At 61.6% G+C, this 17,297-nt stretch carries 14 protein-coding genes; 1 reads left to right on the top strand and 13 read right to left on the bottom strand.

Annotated elements, in window-relative coordinates; genetic code table 11:
• Nucleotide 1: 1 nt before the first annotated feature.
• The 3 genes from ACVTFQ_RS25595 to ACVTFQ_RS25605 form a co-directional block, all read right to left on the bottom strand.
• Nucleotides 2-1,597, bottom strand: a complete 1,596-nt coding sequence (locus ACVTFQ_RS25595) for a GMC family oxidoreductase (RefSeq protein WP_113177405.1) — start codon at nt 1,595-1,597, stop codon at nt 2-4.
• A 73-nt stretch (nt 1,598-1,670) separates the two neighbouring features.
• A complete protein-coding gene (locus tag ACVTFQ_RS25600) occupies nt 1,671-2,213 on the bottom strand; it encodes a sugar dehydrogenase complex small subunit (RefSeq protein WP_113177404.1) in 543 nt (180 codons plus the stop codon).
• Between the two features lie 236 nt (nt 2,214-2,449).
• Nucleotides 2,450-3,451 carry a LacI family DNA-binding transcriptional regulator gene (locus ACVTFQ_RS25605; protein ID WP_113177403.1) on the bottom strand — a complete coding sequence of 334 codons (1,002 nt, stop codon included), beginning with the start codon at nt 3,449-3,451 and terminating at the stop codon, nt 2,450-2,452.
• A gap of 292 nt (nt 3,452-3,743) precedes the next feature.
• Here ACVTFQ_RS25605 and tehA point away from each other — a divergent pair, with 292 nt between their 5' ends.
• Nucleotides 3,744-4,736, top strand: coding sequence for a dicarboxylate transporter/tellurite-resistance protein TehA (gene tehA, locus ACVTFQ_RS25610; protein WP_470424180.1), 993 nt, complete (start codon nt 3,744-3,746; stop codon nt 4,734-4,736).
• Between the two features lie 6 nt (nt 4,737-4,742).
• On the opposite strand, the gene ACVTFQ_RS25615 is transcribed toward tehA, so the two are convergent.
• The 10 genes from ACVTFQ_RS25615 to ACVTFQ_RS25660 form a co-directional block, all read right to left on the bottom strand.
• Complete coding sequence (locus tag ACVTFQ_RS25615; RefSeq protein WP_162741290.1) at nt 4,743-5,819, bottom strand: sn-glycerol-3-phosphate ABC transporter ATP-binding protein UgpC; 1,077 nt, start codon at nt 5,817-5,819, stop codon at nt 4,743-4,745.
• Nucleotides 5,820-5,832: 13 nt separating this feature from the next.
• Nucleotides 5,833-7,752 carry a glycoside hydrolase family 127 protein gene (locus ACVTFQ_RS25620; RefSeq protein WP_113177400.1) on the bottom strand — a complete coding sequence of 640 codons (1,920 nt, stop codon included), beginning with the start codon at nt 7,750-7,752 and terminating at the stop codon, nt 5,833-5,835.
• 20 nt (nt 7,753-7,772) lie between these two features.
• Nucleotides 7,773-8,636 carry a carbohydrate ABC transporter permease gene (locus ACVTFQ_RS25625; protein WP_047504867.1) on the bottom strand — a complete coding sequence of 288 codons (864 nt, stop codon included), beginning with the start codon at nt 8,634-8,636 and terminating at the stop codon, nt 7,773-7,775.
• Complete coding sequence (locus ACVTFQ_RS25630; protein WP_470424159.1) at nt 8,633-9,547, bottom strand: carbohydrate ABC transporter permease; 915 nt, start codon at nt 9,545-9,547, stop codon at nt 8,633-8,635. The genes ACVTFQ_RS25625 and ACVTFQ_RS25630 overlap by 4 nt, the downstream gene beginning before the upstream one ends.
• Nucleotides 9,548-9,612: 65 nt before the next feature.
• Nucleotides 9,613-10,851: an ABC transporter substrate-binding protein gene (locus ACVTFQ_RS25635; RefSeq protein ID WP_470424160.1), complete on the bottom strand. Its 1,239-nt coding sequence runs from the start codon at nt 10,849-10,851 to the stop codon at nt 9,613-9,615.
• A gap of 41 nt (nt 10,852-10,892) precedes the next feature.
• Nucleotides 10,893-11,903: a LacI family DNA-binding transcriptional regulator gene (locus ACVTFQ_RS25640; RefSeq protein ID WP_313760054.1), complete on the bottom strand. Its 1,011-nt coding sequence runs from the start codon at nt 11,901-11,903 to the stop codon at nt 10,893-10,895.
• A 296-nt stretch (nt 11,904-12,199) separates the two neighbouring features.
• Nucleotides 12,200-13,129 carry a substrate-binding domain-containing protein gene (locus ACVTFQ_RS25645; RefSeq protein ID WP_470424161.1) on the bottom strand — a complete coding sequence of 310 codons (930 nt, stop codon included), beginning with the start codon at nt 13,127-13,129 and terminating at the stop codon, nt 12,200-12,202.
• Between the two features lie 96 nt (nt 13,130-13,225).
• Nucleotides 13,226-14,230: an ABC transporter permease gene (locus ACVTFQ_RS25650; protein ID WP_470424162.1), complete on the bottom strand. Its 1,005-nt coding sequence runs from the start codon at nt 14,228-14,230 to the stop codon at nt 13,226-13,228.
• 13 nt (nt 14,231-14,243) lie between these two features.
• Nucleotides 14,244-15,776 (bottom strand): sugar ABC transporter ATP-binding protein, encoded by a 1,533-nt coding sequence (locus ACVTFQ_RS25655; RefSeq protein WP_470424163.1) that lies wholly within the window; start codon nt 15,774-15,776, stop codon nt 14,244-14,246.
• Nucleotides 15,777-16,215: 439 nt separating this feature from the next.
• Nucleotides 16,216-17,235: a LacI family DNA-binding transcriptional regulator gene (locus ACVTFQ_RS25660; RefSeq protein ID WP_313760052.1), complete on the bottom strand. Its 1,020-nt coding sequence runs from the start codon at nt 17,233-17,235 to the stop codon at nt 16,216-16,218.
• Between the last annotated feature and the right edge of the window lie 62 nt (nt 17,236-17,297).

The following is a 17,297-nucleotide window of genomic DNA, read 5'->3' on the forward strand; positions in this document are numbered from 1 at the left end:
CTCAGACCTCCTTGGAGATGATGTCGGCGGTGCGCAGACCGAGCGCGATACCGGCAAGGGTGGGGTTGAGAACGCTCGACGACGGCAGGAGGCCGGTCGTCGACAGGAACAGGTTATCGTGATCCCAGGTGCGGCCCTCGTGATTGGTCACCGAGGTCTTGGAATCGGCGCCCATCATCACGGTGCCCATGACGTGGGCGTGGTTCTGCCAGCCGGTCTTGTCGTTGATGACCTTGCCGCCCATGGCGCGCACGAACGTGCCGTAGTCTTCCATGCACAGATCGCGTGCCTTTTCGACATATTCGTCGCCGTCGAGATCGTAGTTGAAGGAGAGCGTCGGGATGCCGAGCGCGTCCTTCTTCGTCGTCGACAGCGTCACGCGGTTGGTGGCGCGCGGCAGGGTTTCGAACATGCTTTCGATAACCACCCAGCGGGCGGAGAGATGGCGGATCTGCTCGTCGAGTTCCGGCCCGACAACGCCCTGCTTGATCAGCATTTCGGCGACGTCGCGGTTCGGCACGTTGTTGTGCGGCGCATGCTTGATGGCCGAATGCTGGCCGCGCCAGTCACCATCACGCCACTTGAAGATCGCGCCCTGCTGCACCTGACCACGACCGGGCCAGAGCGGCTCGTCGGCGGTGAAGATCAGGCTGATACCCGAATGGTCCATCAGATGGCGGCCGACCAGGTCGTTTGAGTTGGCGACGTCGGAAAGGAGCAGCAGCTTCGGCGTCTCGATGCCGTTGGCGGCAACGATGAAGACCTTCGCCGTCAGCCGGACGTCGTCGCCCGTCGGCGTGCGGTAGTGGACGGCGACGATCTTGCCGCCCTCGCCCTTTTCCAGATTGTAGGCCGTGGCGTTCGTGATGATCTTGGCGCCGGCATCCTGGGCGTGGCGGGCATGCACATCGCCCGAATACATCGCGCCGATGGGACAGACGGGCATGCAGTTGTTGTTGCCCGAGCAGGCCGGACGGCCGTCATACGGCTTGTTGGTACGACCGTTTGGCTCGTGGATGAAATTGTAGCCTTCGGCGCCGATGCGCTCCTTCAGCCGCTGGAAGTAATAGGTTTCGCCTTCAGCCGTGACCGGATACGGCTTGGAACGCGGGGGGTGCGCACCACCGCCGTGGCCGGACTGGTCGTCGGTGTCGCTGCCGGCGACGCCGAGATTGTATTCGGCCAGATCGTACCAGGGCTCGAGGTCGGAATACTCCATCGGCCAGTCATTGCTGACGCCATAGAGCGACTTCATCTTCATGTCGTTCGGCAGGAAGCGCCAGGTCGCCGCCGCCCAGTGCCACGTCGTGCCGCCGACCAGCGACAGCTGATAGGGGACGTAGTGAAAATTGCCGGTGTTCTCGATGTAATCCTTATCAAAGGAGGACATCGCCCAGGGGAATGTCGGATACGGATCGTTGAGGTTGTTCTTGCGCGGCGAGGAGCGGAAGTTCTCGACGATCTTCCAGCGCGGGATCCACTCCCCCGTTTCGAGAATGATGACGGACTTGCCGCGTTGAGCAAGCAGATGCGCGGCGTTGCTGCCGATCGCGCCGGAGCCGATGACGATCACATCGGCGTCGTATTGGGTAGCCATGACAATATCCTGGGCTGGCCGGTCCCGGAAGAGGCCAGCTTATCAATGAGTTGAATTGGGAGAGGGAGGGAGGTTAGTCGGTAGCGAGGCTTGCCGGCGGTTCGACCCAGTAGTTGGTGTGTCCGCGTGCATAGGTGGGAACGATGGTGACGTCCTTGGTCGGCTCGTACATCAGCGCGCCGGCAAAGGCGACGAAGCGGGCATCGTCATGATTGGCTTCGCCTTCGGGCGTGCCTGTGTAGCCGAGATACCAGGCCGAGATGATCTTCATCGCCGTCGGCGACAGATCCGGATGAGCGGCCGCAAATTCCTTGAAGTTGCGCATGTCGGTGAGACCGGCCTGCTCCATCGCCTGGCTGAGCTTCAGGGCTGCTGCCGGAAACGACGCATCCTCGGCCGAAAGCGCGGCGAATGCGCGTGCCGAGATTTGCGCATCAAGCGTGGCACGATTGGTCAGGCGCTGCGAAAGCGCCAGAAAAGCCTTCTCGTCAATAGCTTCCTGCGCGAAAGCCGCGCCGGGACAGATGCCGAACGCAACCGCAGTGACACCCGCGATGCCCAGGCCGAGCACACCGCGTCTGCCGAGCTTCAAAGTTGATAGTGATTTGTCTTCCATATGCCGTGTCCCGACGAACGCTTCAAACAATGGCACCCTTCGATTTGCATCGACGATGCCACTACGGCGTCCGAGAATTGGTTTTGCCCATTGGCGAATTCGCAGCACCCGCGACAAGATGTCTTGTGCGCTGCGACAAAAGGACTAATCCGGCTGCTGCAATGCAGCAACAATGTTCCTTGATGGAAGTCCATCAAGTTTGCGCATTGTCAACTATTGGGTTTCGTGCCGCTCTCTTAGAGATTTTCGCTACAGTAAATCCTCAGTTCCGGCTTCTGAACCGGCACGAGCATGAACTTTTCTTCGCGACACCGGTGCAGAACATCAAGCAATGCATGAGATGCTTGCTGATTCGGATCCTGATCTAGCACGAAGTCTAGAACCCCCGTTTTCAGATATGACTGGTGAACGCTGCTCTTCTCGTGCGCGATCCAGACCGGCCGATCGGCACGCCTTCTCAGTGTCTCGCCGATTTCGACCGAATCGTGGCCAGTGTCATAAATCCCCACCACACCGTGTTTATCGAGCAGGTTTGTCACAAGGCTGGATAGTTTGTGATTGCGATCGTAGGTCGGATGTACCTGTACCTCGAACCGATCCGCGACCATCTGGCGGAAGCCTTCGATCCTCTGTGTATGTTCGACACGCCGCTCATGTGGCGGCAAAACGGCCAGCACGCCTTCGCGCCGAAGCAGTCCTGCCATCAGCTTGCCGGCCGTGCGACCGGCGGCAAGATTGTCGATGCCGCTATGCGTGTGGCCGGACAGGCCCGGAATCTCCGTCGTCAATGTCCCCACAATCTCGCCCCGGTCCATGACCTCCTGCAAGGCAGGCGCGATTTCGGCTCCGGCATCAGCCGCTATGATCAAGGCAGCCCTCGGCGCCACAGGATTGAGGATGGCGCGTCGCCAAAGCGCGGCATCGTTCTCTCTTAAGTGCGTCCTCTGCATCACATAGTGCCGCGGCAGCGCGGCACCGTGGCGGACAAAGGCATCATCCAGCGATTGCCAGAACGGCGTCGAATTCTTTGGCAGGATCACTTCGATGCGTTTCGTCGTGTGCCAGATCTCGGGAAGAACCCGCACGAAGCCCAATTTCGCCGCAGCCTCGACGACGCGACGCGCCTTCTCCTCCGTAACGCCGCCGCGTTCGTTCAGGACACGATCGACCGTGCTGACGCTGACATCAGCGGCAAGCGCGATCGCTTCGTGTGATGCACGGCTGGACTTCGACTTCATGCTTAAAACGGCCTCGTCTAAATTACGCGGCCGCGTATTAGGACGTTACGGTCGATCAGCGCAAGCCATCCAGGCCCCAGCAGGCCGGGGCAAAGAGTCGCTGCCACAGAGGCATTGAGAGGGTCTCGCAGAATTTCGATGATTTGGTCGCGCCGTTCGTTGCAATACTGATACAACAGGCTCTTTATACCGTGGGCCCGGGCCGAAGCCTTGGCGGGGGCATCGTCGTCAGCCAGATCGCATTTCAGTCGTCGTAACCATCCGTTCCAGCCTCGGAGTCCACATGACCGCAATGCCATCGCAACCTGATCAGGCGACCGCAGCCACTGGAAGGCGGCTTCCTGTCGTTCCCGCATCGGCTTTCGGCATCGTGCTCGGCATAGCGGGCCTTTCCAACGCCTGGCGCGCGGCCGCCGGGCACGTCGCGCTTCCCACAACTGTCGGAGATGGCATTGCGCTTCTCGCGCTCGCCGTCTGGCTCGTTCTCATTTTTCTCTATGGATTGAAGTGGATCCTCTTCACCGAGGAGGCGCGCAAGGAAATCGAGCATCCCGTCCAGTGCTGCTTCATCGGCCTCATCGGTGTCGCCACCATGCTTTGCGCAGCGATGGCCGCGCCGTTTTCCGGCGCGCTGGCGCTCGCATTCTATTGGATAGGACTGCTCTGGACGCTCGCCTTCGCGATATGGCGGACGGGTGCCTTGTGGCAGGGCGGGCGCGATCCGACGACGACGACGCCGGTGCTCTATCTCCCGACGGTTGCCGGATGCTATGTCGCGGCTATCGTCGGCGCGGCACTCGGCTATTCCGATCTGGCGCAACTGGCCTTCGGCGCGGGCTTCTTCTCGTGGCTGGCGATGGAATCCGTCATCCTGAACCGGCTGCTCAATGCAGCGGAACTGGCCGAGCCCCTGCGTCCGACGATCGGCATCCAGCTCGCACCACCGGCAGTCGGCGCCGCCGCCTATCTGAGCGTCACGAGCGGAGCCCCGGATCTGCTGGCGCATGCCATGGTGGGCTACGCCATGCTGCAGCTGCTTCTGGCGCTTCGTCTTCTGCCATGGGTCATGAAACAGCCATTCGCTGCGTCCTATTGGGCCTTTTCCTTCGGCCTGACCGCGCTCGCCACCGATCTGATCCGCATGGTCGCCCGCGGCGAACAGGGGATCCTGTCGACGCTCGCCATGCCGTTGCTCTGGCTGGTGACCGCAGCAATCGCCCTGTTGGCGGCGGGAACAATCGTGCTTCTTTTCCGAGGGAAGCTGTTCCCGCTCGCCCGAGCCTGAGAGCCTCTAAGCGCGCAGACGCCCTCCCTCGGCATCGAAGAACAGCCGCTGGCTGGACGACAGATCGAGCGCGATCACTGCGCCGGGCTCGATGTCGGGCCCTGCCCTCTGCTCGACGACGAGGTTCTGCCCGTCTTCGAGCGCGCAGTAGATGTAGCGCGTGCCGCCGAGATATTCGAAGAACTCGACGCGCGCCGCGATCGACCGATCGCCGGCCTCGCCGATAACGATATGCTCCGGCCGAATGCCGATCATGAACTCCGTTCCGCGCTGAAGACTCGCCGGCAGTCCCTGATCCGCGAAGCTCTTCGCCGCAATGTCGAAACTTCCATTGCCCTGAGCGACCGCCTTCAGGAAATTCATCCTGGGCGAGCCGATGAAGCCGGCGACGAACATGTTGGACGGGTTCTCGTAGATCTCCCGTGGCGATCCCGATTGCTCGACCCGTCCGTTTCGAAGCACGACGATCTGGTCGGCCAGCGTCATTGCCTCGGTCTGATCGTGCGTCACATAGATCATGGTGTTGCCGAGCTCGCGATGGAGCCTGGCAATCTCGATGCGCATCGAGACGCGCAGTTCCGCGTCGAGGTTCGACAGTGGCTCATCGAACAGGAAGACATCGGGCTCGCGAACGATGGCGCGGCCGATGGCCACGCGCTGCCGCTGACCGCCGGAGAGCTGGCCGGGGCGGCGATCGAGAAGATGGTCGATCTTCAAGATACCGGCCGCCTCGTCGACGCGGCGCTTGATTTCCGCCGCGTCGGTCTTTGCCATCTTCAGGCCGAATGCGAGGTTTTCCCGCACCGACATATGCGGATAAAGCGCGTAGGACTGGAAGACCATGGCGATGCCGCGATCGGAAGGGTCGAGATCGGTGACATCCCGCCCCTTGATGCTGATCTCGCCATCGGTCACCTCCTCCAAGCCGGCGATCATCCGGAGCAGGGTCGATTTTCCGCAGCCGGAGGGGCCGACGAAAACGACGAAATCCCCCTCCTTGATATCGAGATCGATGCCGTGCACGACAGGCAGGCTGCCATAGGATTTTCGCACGTCCTTGAGCGAGACGCTTGCTGTTTCCATCGAGACCATCAGCCTACTTCCCGGTCTGGAGCCAGACCAGCATGGCGCCCGGCTCGCGATTGTCCCAGAGATGATAGGGCACGAGCGTGACGGTTGCCGGCACCTGCTCTGCCGGACGGGTGCGGTAGAGCGAACCGTTCCAGCCGCTGGCGTCTTCCCTGGAGACGTCGAGCTCGACCGCCACCGCGCCGTTCAGCCCTTCGATCGTCTTCGTCCGGTGACCGGCGAGCTTTTGCGGGACGACGAAGGCGTTGAGATCGTGGCCGTTGTCGGTTTCCTCGACGCAATAGATCAGCGGGCCGCGGGCGAGTGCGACACGGCCGACGTCCTGGCGGACCTTCGGCGAGGCGTATTGCGGGCGCAGCTCCAGCGGAAGATCGAGCGCGATGACATCGCCCTTCTTCCAGGCGCGGCTGAGCCGCGCGTAGCCATCGATGACCGACGAGGCCAGATCGACCGTCTCGCCATTCACCTTCAGCGAAGCGCCCTCGGCCCATTCGGGAATGCGCAGCGCGAGGCCGAATTCGGCCGTGCCGTCGACATCCACGTCGATGCGGATATCGCCATTCCACGGATAATCGGTGTGCTGCGTCAGCTTGACGTTGCCGCCCTTGAGCTTGGCCTTGACGCTGCTCTCACCGTAAAGATGAACGGCGATCTCGTTGTCTGCGACCGCGTACATGTAGGAGCCGACGGAGGCGACGAGGCGGGCAATGTTCGGCGGGCAGCAGGGGCAACGGTGCCAGACCCAGCGGTGATGCTTGCCGGTGCTCTCGAGCGGGTTGTCGTAGAAGAAGGTCTTGCCGTCGAGCGCAAGGCCGGTCAGCGCGCCATTGTACAACGCCTGCTCCATGACGTCGGCATAGCGGCGGTTCGGACCTCGGCCGAGCATGCGGCTTGCCCAGAAGACGAGGCCGACGGAGGCGCATGTTTCGGCATAGGCGGTGTCGTTGGGCAGGTCGTAATAATCGGTGAAGCCCTCGTTGATCGCCGCCGGGCCGATGCCGCCGGTGACGTACATCTGCTTGACCGTCAGGTCATCCCAGAGGGTCTCGAGCGCGTTCGTCAGCGTATCGTCATGATATTCGGTCGCGATGTCGGCCATGCCGGAATACTGGTACATGGCGCGCACGGCGTGGCCGACGACCTTCTCCTGCTCGCGCACGGGTTCATGCGCCTGGCTGTATTCATAGGTCTTGTGCACATAGTCCTTAGGATCGCGACCGCCGCGAATGGCTTCGGCGGTGAAGAAGTGCGGCTGCCGGCCGCGCTCGTCGATGAAGAACTTGGAGAGATCGAGGTATTTCTGCTCGCCTGTGACGCGCGCCATCTTTACCAGCGCAAGTTCCACTTCCTGGTGGCCGCAGTAGCCGGGGATCTGGCCTTCGCCATGGCCGAAGACCGTGATCATGTGGTCGGCATAGCGGCACATGATATCGAGCAGCTTGCGCTTGCCGGTTGCCTGGTAATAGGCGACGGCGGCTTCCATGAGATGGCCGGCGCAATAGAGCTCGTGGTGGTCGCGCAGATTGGTCCAGCGTTTGCCGGGCTGCACGCGCTGGAACCAGGCGTTCACATAGCCGTCCTCCTGCTGCAGCTTTTCGTACATGTCGATGATGGCGTCGGCGCGCGCCTCAAGCTCGGCATTCGGCTTGCGATAGAGCGAGTAGGCGATGGTTTCGATTGACTTGCCGAGATCGGAATCCCAGAACATCTGGGTCGAGCCGGTCCATTTCTCGTCGATCGGGATGACGACGCCCAGGCTCGGCTGGTTGACATCGATCGCCTGGATCATGCCGGCCTTTTCGCAACGATCAAGCAGGATCGCCGCCGTGGAATCGCATACCGCATCCTGCCACTTGCCCCAGAAGCCATTGAGCTCGACATCGGGAACCGCGACCGGGCGGAACTGGCTCTTGTTTTCGGTAGTCATGTTTCAAATTCTCCTTTGAATTATTTGACGGCGCCGGCCATCAGGCCGCGCATGTAGAAGCGTTGCAAAAGCAGGAAGACGAGCAGGCAGGGGATGACCATGACGACGACGCCGGCTTGCACCGCGCCCCAATCGATGGCGCCCATTCTGGATGAGCGCACCGCAGTCATCAGCACCGGCAGCGTGAATTTCTCGTTGCTGGACAAAAGCACGAGTGCCGCGAAGAACTCGTTCCAGGCATTGAGGAAGGCGAAGATCGCGACGGTGACGACACCCGGCAGCACCAGCGGAAACAGCACGCGGGCGAGAAGACCGAGATCGCGCGCGCCATCGATGCGGGCGGCTTCCTCGATCTCCTTGGGCACAGCGTCGAACGCATTGCGCATCATGAAGACGGAGAAGGGCAGCTGTAGCGTGACGTAGACGAGCGTCAGCCCGAACAGCGAATTGTTCAGCCCCAGCCGGGAGAGAATGATGAAAAGCGGCGTCAGGATCGACTGGAACGGGATCATCAAGGTGGCGATGATCAGGATGAACAGCACGTTCTTGAACGGGAATCGGTAGCGCGAGAAGCCGTAGCCGGCGAGCAGGCTGATCGCCACCGTGAGCACCACCGTCGCGACCGAGACGATCAGCGAGTTCAGCATATGATGCCAGATGCCGGCACCGAACGTGTCGAGTGTCCGGTAGGCATCGACGCTGAATTCGCTGATGCCGGTGAGCGGCCATGGCGGCAGCGCCGTTTCGCTGCGCGGGCGAAACGAGGACATGAGCATGATCGCAAACGGCGCCAAGAAGAAGAAGACGATCGCGGCACCAGCGACATGATAGCTTGTGGCGCGCCTTGCATTGCGGCGGGCGCGAAGGGCTGTGCGGCCGGTCATGGACGATCCTCCCCAACCTTGAGCAGCCAGAGCTGCACGATGCTGAGCGCCACCAGGATGACGAGCAGCGCGATGGAAAGAGCCGCGCCGTAGCCGAGATTGAACGACACGAAGGACTGATTGAAGATGTAGTAGACGATCGAGATCATGCGGTTTTGCGGTCCACCTGATGTCATGATGTAGAACTGGTCGAAGGCGAGGATCGATCCGGTGACCGACAGGATGAGCGCGAGCGCCATGGTTCTGCGCATCAAGGGCAGCGTCAGGTGGCGGAAGCGCTGCCAGGCTCCGGCGCCATCGATGCGCGCAGCTTCGGTCAGCTCCGAGGGAATGCCCTGAAGGCCGGTCAGAAGAATGATCATCGTGAAGCCGGCGACCTTCCACACGACCATGACGATGATCGTCAGGAAGGCGCTGTCAAAGGTCGCAAGCAGGTTGCGCCGCCCTTGGGTGAGGCCCAGCATTTCGAAGACGGGCGAGAACAAGCCGCTATCCACGTTCGCAAGCCAGACCCAAAGAAGCGACGCCGAAGCCAGGCCGATGACCACGGGGAGGAAAACAATCGTTCGATACGCCGACACGAAGCGGCGCGGCTTGTCGACGAAAAAGGCAAGGGGAAACGCCAGCGCGAAGATCGCGATCGTGACAACAAGCGTGTATTGCGCGGTGAAGCCGAGCGATGTCCAGAAACGCGGATCGTTGAACATGCGCGTGTAGTTGCCGATGCCGATCCAGCGCGGCGATCCCATGAGCGGCCAGCGGTGCAGGCTCATCCAGACGGTGAACAGCAGCGGCAACACGAAGAACACGGTCACCAGGGCGATTGCGGGCGCGATATAGGCAACGCCCCGCCAGCCCCCTCTCCGCCGCCGCCTGCGCTTCGGAGAGACGGAGATGATTTCAGTCGTCATCTTTGATCTCGTTCTATTTTGGGGAATGACAGGACGGGATCGGGTCGCGATCCCGTCCTGAAGCATTATTGCGCGCTGTCGATGATCGACTGCATGTCGGCCTGGCCGTTGGCGAATGCGCCGTCGACATCATCGCCGAACATGGCGGCGTTGATGAATTGCGACCACGGGCTGTTCGGGCTGTTGATCAGGTCGTTGAACTGCAGCGTGTAGGGCGTCTTGGCGACCTTGATCGCTTCGGCGGCCACGAGCAGGCGCGGATCCTGTCCCTTCAGGACCTGCTCGGCGATATCGGTGCGCGTCGGCAGACTGCCGTTCTTGGCCATGATCGTCTGCCCCTCCTCGGAATAGACGAACTCCAGGAACTTCTGGATCTGGCTGACATGCGGCGTGCCCTTGGTAACGACGATATTGTCGCCACCGGCAAAGGAGGACGGCTTGCCGTCGACGCCGGGGATCATCGCCACGCCGAAGTCGAGCTCCGGATGCTGCGTGATCATCGTGCCGATGGCGAAAGCGCCGAGGCTCTGCTGGCCGATCTTGCCGCCGAGGAACTTCAGAAAGTCCACACCGTTATCGGTCGCGGCACTGGCAGGCACGGCGCCCGACTTGACGATCGTACGATAGTCTTCGACGGCCTTTCGCATCTGGGGAATATCCAGTGTCGCGGTCTTTCCATCCTCAGAGAGGATATCCGCGCCGGCACCCCACACGAGAGGTGCGAATGTAAAGATCATGCAGCCGCCACAGCCGCCGCCCGAGAAATAGAAGCCCGCATTATCGGCACCGAGCTTATGGATTTTCTCGGCATTGGAAGCGATCTCTTCCCATGACGCAGGGGCTTTTTCCGGATCGAGGCCAGCCTGTTTATACAGGCCCTTGTTCCAGGCGAAGACGGAGGTCTCGACCAGAAGCGGCAGGCCGTACACCTTGCCCTCATAGGTGCCCTGCTTGACATGCGCGGGCGCCAGCGCGTTGAAGTAGCTCAGCGACTTGGCGAAATCCGTCATGTCCTCAAGCTGGCCTGCGGAGGCGAAGGACGGGGTGTAGATCAGGTCCAGCGAGATCGCGTCTGGCGCCTGCCCGCCAGCAACCGCGGTGGCGTATTTCTGGACCATCTGGTCCGAGGGGATTTCGGTGAGTTCGACCTTGTCGGGATTGGCCGCGTTGTAGGCGTCGATCACCGCCTTGAAGGCGCCGCCGCCGCTGCCCGAACGCACCCACATGCTGACGGTTTCGGCGGATGCCGCCGAGGCCAGGAACATCGACAGCAATGCCGTCGCTGCAAGCATTCTCTTATGCATGATTTCCTCCAATCATTGGGGCAACCGCGCCCCGCCTCCCTTTAGATTTCCCGGTTTCCACCACAGGACTGGCGAATAACGAGCTTGCATGGAAGCTTGCGCAGACCGGGCTCGACAATTCGGCCCTCGGCAAGATCCAAGATCGTCAGCCCGGCCGTTCGGCCGAGCTCCTTCAAATTCATGTCGACCGTCGTCAACGCCGGCCGCGTCTGGTCGGCGAAGATCTCCCAATTGTCGAAACCGATGATCGACACATCCTCGGGCACGCGAACGCCTCGTTCGCGCAAGGCATCCACCACGCCCCTTGCAATCTGATCGTTGCCGCAGAAGATACCGTCAGGCGTCGGCTTGTCGTCGCCCCAAAGAATGGCAACGGCCTCATGCCCCCAGGCCTCCGTCCATGCGCCGTGCACGACGAGCGCATCCGGGCCGACGGCCTGGCGAAAGGCATCGGCGCGCTCTACAGCCGAGACGAAACTGTCGGGACCCGTCACATGGACGATCCTTTTACGCCCGACCTTGCGAAGCCGCTCGACGGCGAGCCGCGCGCCATCTGAATCATCCGCCGTCAGCACGACGCTTCCCGGCACGCCCTCGGTGAAGGCGTACACAACGGGCACCGGCAGGCCAGCGAGATCGACCGGGAGAGACCTGTCGATCCGCTTGCCCGTCGCGATGATGCCATCCACCTGCTTATCCAGCATGGCGTCGACATGAACCTTGGCGAGTGCTGGATCATCCTCGATGGCGCAGAGAAAAACCGAGACGCCATGATCGACCAGCGCTTCGGAAATTCCGGACATCACCGGCAACGTAAAACGGCCGTAGGTATCGTTGGTGAGGAGCCCCACAGTGAAACTTCTGTTGAAGAGAAGGCTGCGGGCCAATGCATTCGGCCGGAAGCCGACATCGGCTGCGATCGACTTGATCTTCTCGCGCGTCTCCGACGCCATCCGGCCGGTATCGTTCAGCGCCTTCGACACGGTCGAAACGCTGACGCCCGCAGCCTTGGCGACGTCATGAATTGTGACACGGTTGCTCCGAGCGACCACGCGATCTCCTCCTTCTCGCGGAGGTGAGAAAAGCGTTTCTCAAATGCAAAGTCAACGTGAGAAAACGTTTTCTCATTATTTTCCCAAGTTCGCGGGATCAAGCAAGCGTGAGTTGGCGGGACGAAAACGAAAAACGGCGGCACCGAGGCGGGGAGAACGTCGCCTGGGTACCGCCGTTTGTGCGCCTTGGGCTGGAGGGGCCGGATGGGCGCGGGAGAAGATGGGCTCTCCATGGTTCGGCAATGCGAACCGGAAAAATGGGCGGTGGCCCGGCTAAAAGCCACCGCGGGGGAGGATCAATCGTAGAGAACGGCCGAAACCTTCGGGTCGCTCAGATTGCTCTTGTCGTACCAGTAGAAGCCGGTGTCGATGACCTTGTCGAGCTTCTCGCCCTTGATCGCCTTGGCGAGCGAATCCACGACGCATTCACCGATCCCGACAGGGTTCTGGGTGATCGCGCCATATTCGGTCCCGTCCGCGATCGCGGCCCTCTGCTGCTTGCCGGAGTCAAAGCCGATGGCGATGATCTTCGCCTTGCTTTCGCGCGCCGCCTGCAGGAGGCCGATCGCCGAGCCTTCGTTGGAGGCGAAGATGCCCTTGATCTCGGGGTGCGCGGCAAGCATGGCCTTGGCGCTTTCGGTTGCCACCAGTGGGTCGCCGCCGTACTGAATGTCGACGATCTTAATGTCGGGATATTTGCTCTCGATCTGGTTCTTGAAGCCGTCGCGACGCTGAATGCCGGTCTGGCTGGTCTGGTCGTGGACGAGCATGCCAATCTCGCCGGCCTTGCCGACGGCTTCCGCCATCTTGTCGGCGGCGGCGGCGGCGGCCTTCAGGTTGTCGGTCGAGCAGGTCGCGAGCGGCAGATCGCTGTCGACGCCGGAATCGAATGCGACGATCGGGATGCCGGCTTCATGCGCCTTCTTCAGGAGCGGCACTTCCGCCTGCGAGTCCAGCGCTGCGAAACCGAGGCCCTGCGGCTTCTTGGCGATCGCGGCGTTCAGCATGTCAATCTGCTTGTCGATCATGGCTTCCGTTTCCGGCGCCTCGAAGGTGATGGTGACGCCATTCTTCTTCGCCGACTGCTCGGCGCCCGATTTCACGGCCTGCCAGAACTGATGCTGAAATCCCTTCGAGATGATCGCGAAGTAGGGTTCCTGCGCGAAGGCGGGCGCGGACAGAGCCGAAGCGAGGCTGAGCGCGGCGATTGCGGTTTTCATTTTCATTGCATGTCTTCCTCCGTTGATGGTTGCCGCCCTCCTCCGGGCGGCGAAATTGGTATCCAAACAGTCAGAAATCCCCTGTGCTGCTCCCTTCCCTGCTTAGTTTTTCTTGCGCAGCATCATGTCGACGAAGACGGCAACGATGATGATGATTCCGGTGACGACGATCTGCCATTCCTGCGCCACGCCCATGATGCGCAGGCCGTTGTTCAGGACCGACATGATGAAGGCGCCGATGATGGTTCCGAGCACCGTTCCGCGGCCGCCGCTGAGCGAGGTGCCGCCGATGGCGACAGCCGCGATGGCATCGAGCTCATAGCCCTGGCCGAGCGCCGGCTGCGCGGAGTTGAGACGCGAGGCGATGAGAAGTCCGGCGATGCCGCAGACGAGACCGCCGAGCGCATAGGTGACGATCTTCCAGCGGTCGACATTGACACCGGAAAGACGCGCCGCTTCCTCATTGCTGCCGAGCGCGAAGATGTAGCGGCCAAGCAGCGTCCGGTTGAGGATGATCGAGGCGATGATGGCGACGACGAAGAGGATAAGCACGCCGTTCGGAATTTCGAGACCCGGAACGATTTGACCCACGAAGGAGTCGATCGAGATCATCGGGAAGTTCGGCGTGTCGTTGAAGTAGATCGGCTTGACGCCCGAGATGACCAGCGACAGCCCCTTCAGGATCAGCATCATGCCGAGCGTGGCGATGAAGGGCGGGATCTTGAACTTGGCGATGACGATGCCGGAGATGGCGCCGCAGAAGGCGCCGGTCAGCAGCGCGCCGATGATGCCGAGCGGCATCGGCAGGCCGAGAAAGGTCAGAAGCACGCCGGTTATGACCGAACAGAAGGTCATCAAGGTACCGACCGAAAGATCGATGCCGCCGGAGACGATGACGAAGGTGCAGGCGACGGCAAGCACGCCGTTGACCGCGGTCGCCTGCATGATGCCGATCAGGTTGCCCTGCGTGAGAAAGTTGTTGGTGGCGATGCTGAAATAGGCGAGGAGCGCGATCAGCACGACGAAGGCGACCGCCTTCTGCAAGGCCGCGGCCGAGAAGAAGCTCGACTTGTGAGCGGCGGTGGGTTGAAAGGTTGCGTCTGTCATGTTCGTGTTCCCTTTACGCGGCCGTTACCTGGCGCCGTGTCGCCAGGGTCATGATCGCTTCTTGTGTCGCGGTATTGCCATCGAGTTCGCCGGTGATCCGGCCTTCGCACATCACCACCACGCGGTGGGACAGACGCAGGATTTCCGGAAGTTCCGAGGAGATCACGATGATCGCCTTGCCCTGTGCAGCCAGCTTCTGGAGCAGCGCGTAGATTTCAGCCTTCGCGCCGATATCGATGCCGCGCGTCGGTTCGTCGAAGATGAGAATGTCGCAATCGCGCAGCAGCCACTTGGCGATAACCACCTTCTGCTGGTTGCCGCCCGAGAGCAGCCGGGTTTCCTGCTCCACCGAGGGGGTCTTGACCTTGAGCGTCTTGACGTATTCGGCCGAGACCTTCTCCAGCGCGCCGTCGCGCATGAAGACGCCGCCCCAGGTGAAGCGCGGCCAGGAGGCCATGGTGACGTTGTCGCGGACCGACATGCGGGTCACGATACCGAAATGCTTTCTGTCTTCGCTGAGATAGGCGATGCCGAGGCGGACCGCATCCTGCGGGCTGCGAATGGCGGCGCGCTTGCCGTGAACGTGGACCTCACCGGATTCCAGAGGATCGGCGCCAAAGATCGCACGCGCCACTTCGGTTCGCCCTGCCCCCATAAGGCCGGCGAAGCCCAGGATTTCGCCCTTTCGGAGCGTGAAGCTCACGTCGCGGATCACGTTTCCTCGGTTGAGGCCGACGGCGCGCAGCACCTCTTCCTCGCTTGAAACGCCCTCGGCGCGCGTGGCATCGGCCAGTTCGCGGCCTACCATGAGCGAGATCACCTTCGACATCGGTGTCTCCTTGGCAGGAAGCGTCTCGATGTACTGGCCGTCGCGCATGATGGTGATGCGGTCGGCGATGCGCATGACTTCGTCCATCTTGTGGGTGATGTAGACGATGCCGACGCCCTGTGACTTCAGGTCCTCGATGATGGCGAACAGGTGATCAACCTCGGTCTCATTCAGCGCCGAGGTCGGCTCGTCCATGATGAGCACTTTGGAATCGTAGGACAACGCCTTGGCGATTTCGACCAGCTGCTGGCGCGCGACGGTGAGATCGCCGACTTCGACCTGCGGATCGATATCCACCTTCATGCGCTTGAAGAGGGCTGCCGCCGCCTTGTTCATCGCCGTTTCATCGACGAACATGCCAAGGCCAATGCGCGGCTCACGGCCGATGAAGATGTTTTGCGCGGCGGTCAGGTGGTTCATCAGGTAGAGTTCCTGATGAATGATGCTGATGCCCTTTGCCTGCGCCGATTTCGGCCCATGCAACGAGACCGGCGCGCCTTCGAGGATGATCTCGCCGGCGTCTGGCTGATAGACGCCGGTCAGGATCTTCATCAGCGTGGATTTTCCAGCCCCGTTCTCGCCCATCAGGGCATGGACTTCGCCGCGAGCGAGATCGAACCGGGCACTGCGCAGGGCATGAACGCCGGGGAAGGATTTTTCTATGCCGCGCGCCGCGATAAGCATCGCGGGCGTCCTTGGTTCAACATCTTCACTCATAAGCTTCTCCTCTGCCGACCGGGCACGGAACCGCGATCTCCGGTGTGAGCGGAGTGGTCGACAGTCTTAGAAAAAAGGGGTTCAGTCGTCGTTCGGCGGTGGGCTAGCGATGCCCTCGCGAAGCGAGCGGGCAGGATTGCCGCATGGCAGAACTCTTTCGAGCAACGGCGTCGCGGTTACGAAATTGCGTGAAGATGCTGGGACAGCCAGCGGCGGGACAGTCTTGCCGCCTTGCGTTCTTGTCGATGCCGAACATCATGTCCTCCCTCCAAATCGTGAAGCGGGGCACTGGAGCACGCCCGCCGCGTGAAACAGCGGCGCGACCTCCTTCGCTTCCGTGTTCACTTTTCTGGCTGGTAAGGGTGATGCGAGGGGCCGCGCCTGACAATGAGAGAAATGATACTTTTGCATCAAATTGGGATGCACCGGCGGTTGCAAATCACTCGAGCCGGACGTTTTCGCGGATGAAAATCTGTGGTCGTTGGGGTGGCGTGATGTCTTCCTCCGCGAAGCGGCCGGCATGGTGGAGCTGGATTTCGATCGCCCGCCGGGCGTCCATGAAGGGCTCGCGATCGATGATCGCATCGACAACGCCATCGTCCATCAACGCCACCCGCTCCGGGGTTACCGTGTGGGTGATGACGCAGACGGACTGGTCCTTTCCGATCGCCTTCAGCTCCTCGGCCAGAACCGGGTTTCCCACCGACATGTTGTAGACGCCGCGCAGGTCTGGATGCCGGCGCAGCAGAGCGCGAAAATCCTTGCGGATGTTTTCCTGCTCATAGCTCTGGAACGTCTCGACCACCCGACAGCTCGGATAATTCTGGCCGACAATATCGCGGAAGCCGACCGCGCGCTGGTCGTGCTCTAGAAGCTGGTGAAGGCCGACGATGACGACCACATCGCCACCGGCGTCACCAAGGAAACGCCCCATGAGCGCTCCCGCCGTGCGCCCCTCCTGGATGGCGTTCGATCCGACATAATCGATGCGGCCGGTGCCGGGCAGGTCGGACGCCACGGTGACGACGGGAAGCTTGCGCGACAATTCCTCCACCTTGGTCGTCACCTGCGGGTCGTCGAACAGGATGACGACGAGGCCGTCGCACTCGGCGGCGGCTCTGGCCAGCGTCTTGATCGCCGCGTCGGCCTTGATTTGCTCGAAATACCAGAAGGTGACGCGGATATTGTAGCGCTTGTATTGCTGCGCGGCGCGAACGAAGCCTTCGCGCAGCTTCACATAATACGAATTCACATTGTTCTGCAGCACCACGCCGATCCGCAAAATGCGCGTCGGGATCATGCTGAGCGCGCGGTCGACGCCGAGCGCCTTGGCGGTTTCGATGACCAGCTGCTCGGTCTTCGGCTTCACGCCGCCACGACCGTTCAGCACCCTGTCGACAGTGATCCGGCTAACGCCGGCCGCCGCCGCGACGTCCTCCATGCTCGGCTTTCTCGCCACGGAACATCCTCCCTCGCTCCATTCCCCGGACCTTAGCGAATGATGCAATTGCGTCAATATCG

The organism is Rhizobium sp. O111, from assembly GCF_055616315.1.

Coding starts and splice junctions, on each gene's coding strand:
- ACVTFQ_RS25650 (WP_470424162.1), bottom strand. CDS start 14,230: ATGACAGACGCAACCTTTCAACCCACCGCCGCTCACAAGTCGAGCTTC.
- ACVTFQ_RS25595 (WP_113177405.1), bottom strand. CDS start 1,597: ATGGCTACCCAATACGACGCCGATGTGATCGTCATCGGCTCCGGCGCG.
- ACVTFQ_RS25635 (WP_470424160.1), bottom strand. CDS start 10,851: ATGCATAAGAGAATGCTTGCAGCGACGGCATTGCTGTCGATGTTCCTG.
- tehA (WP_470424180.1), top strand. CDS start 3,744: ATGCCATCGCAACCTGATCAGGCGACCGCAGCCACTGGAAGGCGGCTT.
- ACVTFQ_RS25655 (WP_470424163.1), bottom strand. CDS start 15,776: ATGAGTGAAGATGTTGAACCAAGGACGCCCGCGATGCTTATCGCGGCG.
- ACVTFQ_RS25620 (WP_113177400.1), bottom strand. CDS start 7,752: ATGACTACCGAAAACAAGAGCCAGTTCCGCCCGGTCGCGGTTCCCGAT.
- ACVTFQ_RS25645 (WP_470424161.1), bottom strand. CDS start 13,129: ATGAAAATGAAAACCGCAATCGCCGCGCTCAGCCTCGCTTCGGCTCTG.
- ACVTFQ_RS25615 (WP_162741290.1), bottom strand. CDS start 5,819: ATGGAAACAGCAAGCGTCTCGCTCAAGGACGTGCGAAAATCCTATGGC.
- ACVTFQ_RS25625 (WP_047504867.1), bottom strand. CDS start 8,636: ATGACCGGCCGCACAGCCCTTCGCGCCCGCCGCAATGCAAGGCGCGCC.
- ACVTFQ_RS25630 (WP_470424159.1), bottom strand. CDS start 9,547: ATGACGACTGAAATCATCTCCGTCTCTCCGAAGCGCAGGCGGCGGCGG.
- ACVTFQ_RS25605 (WP_113177403.1), bottom strand. CDS start 3,451: ATGAAGTCGAAGTCCAGCCGTGCATCACACGAAGCGATCGCGCTTGCC.
- ACVTFQ_RS25600 (WP_113177404.1), bottom strand. CDS start 2,213: ATGGAAGACAAATCACTATCAACTTTGAAGCTCGGCAGACGCGGTGTG.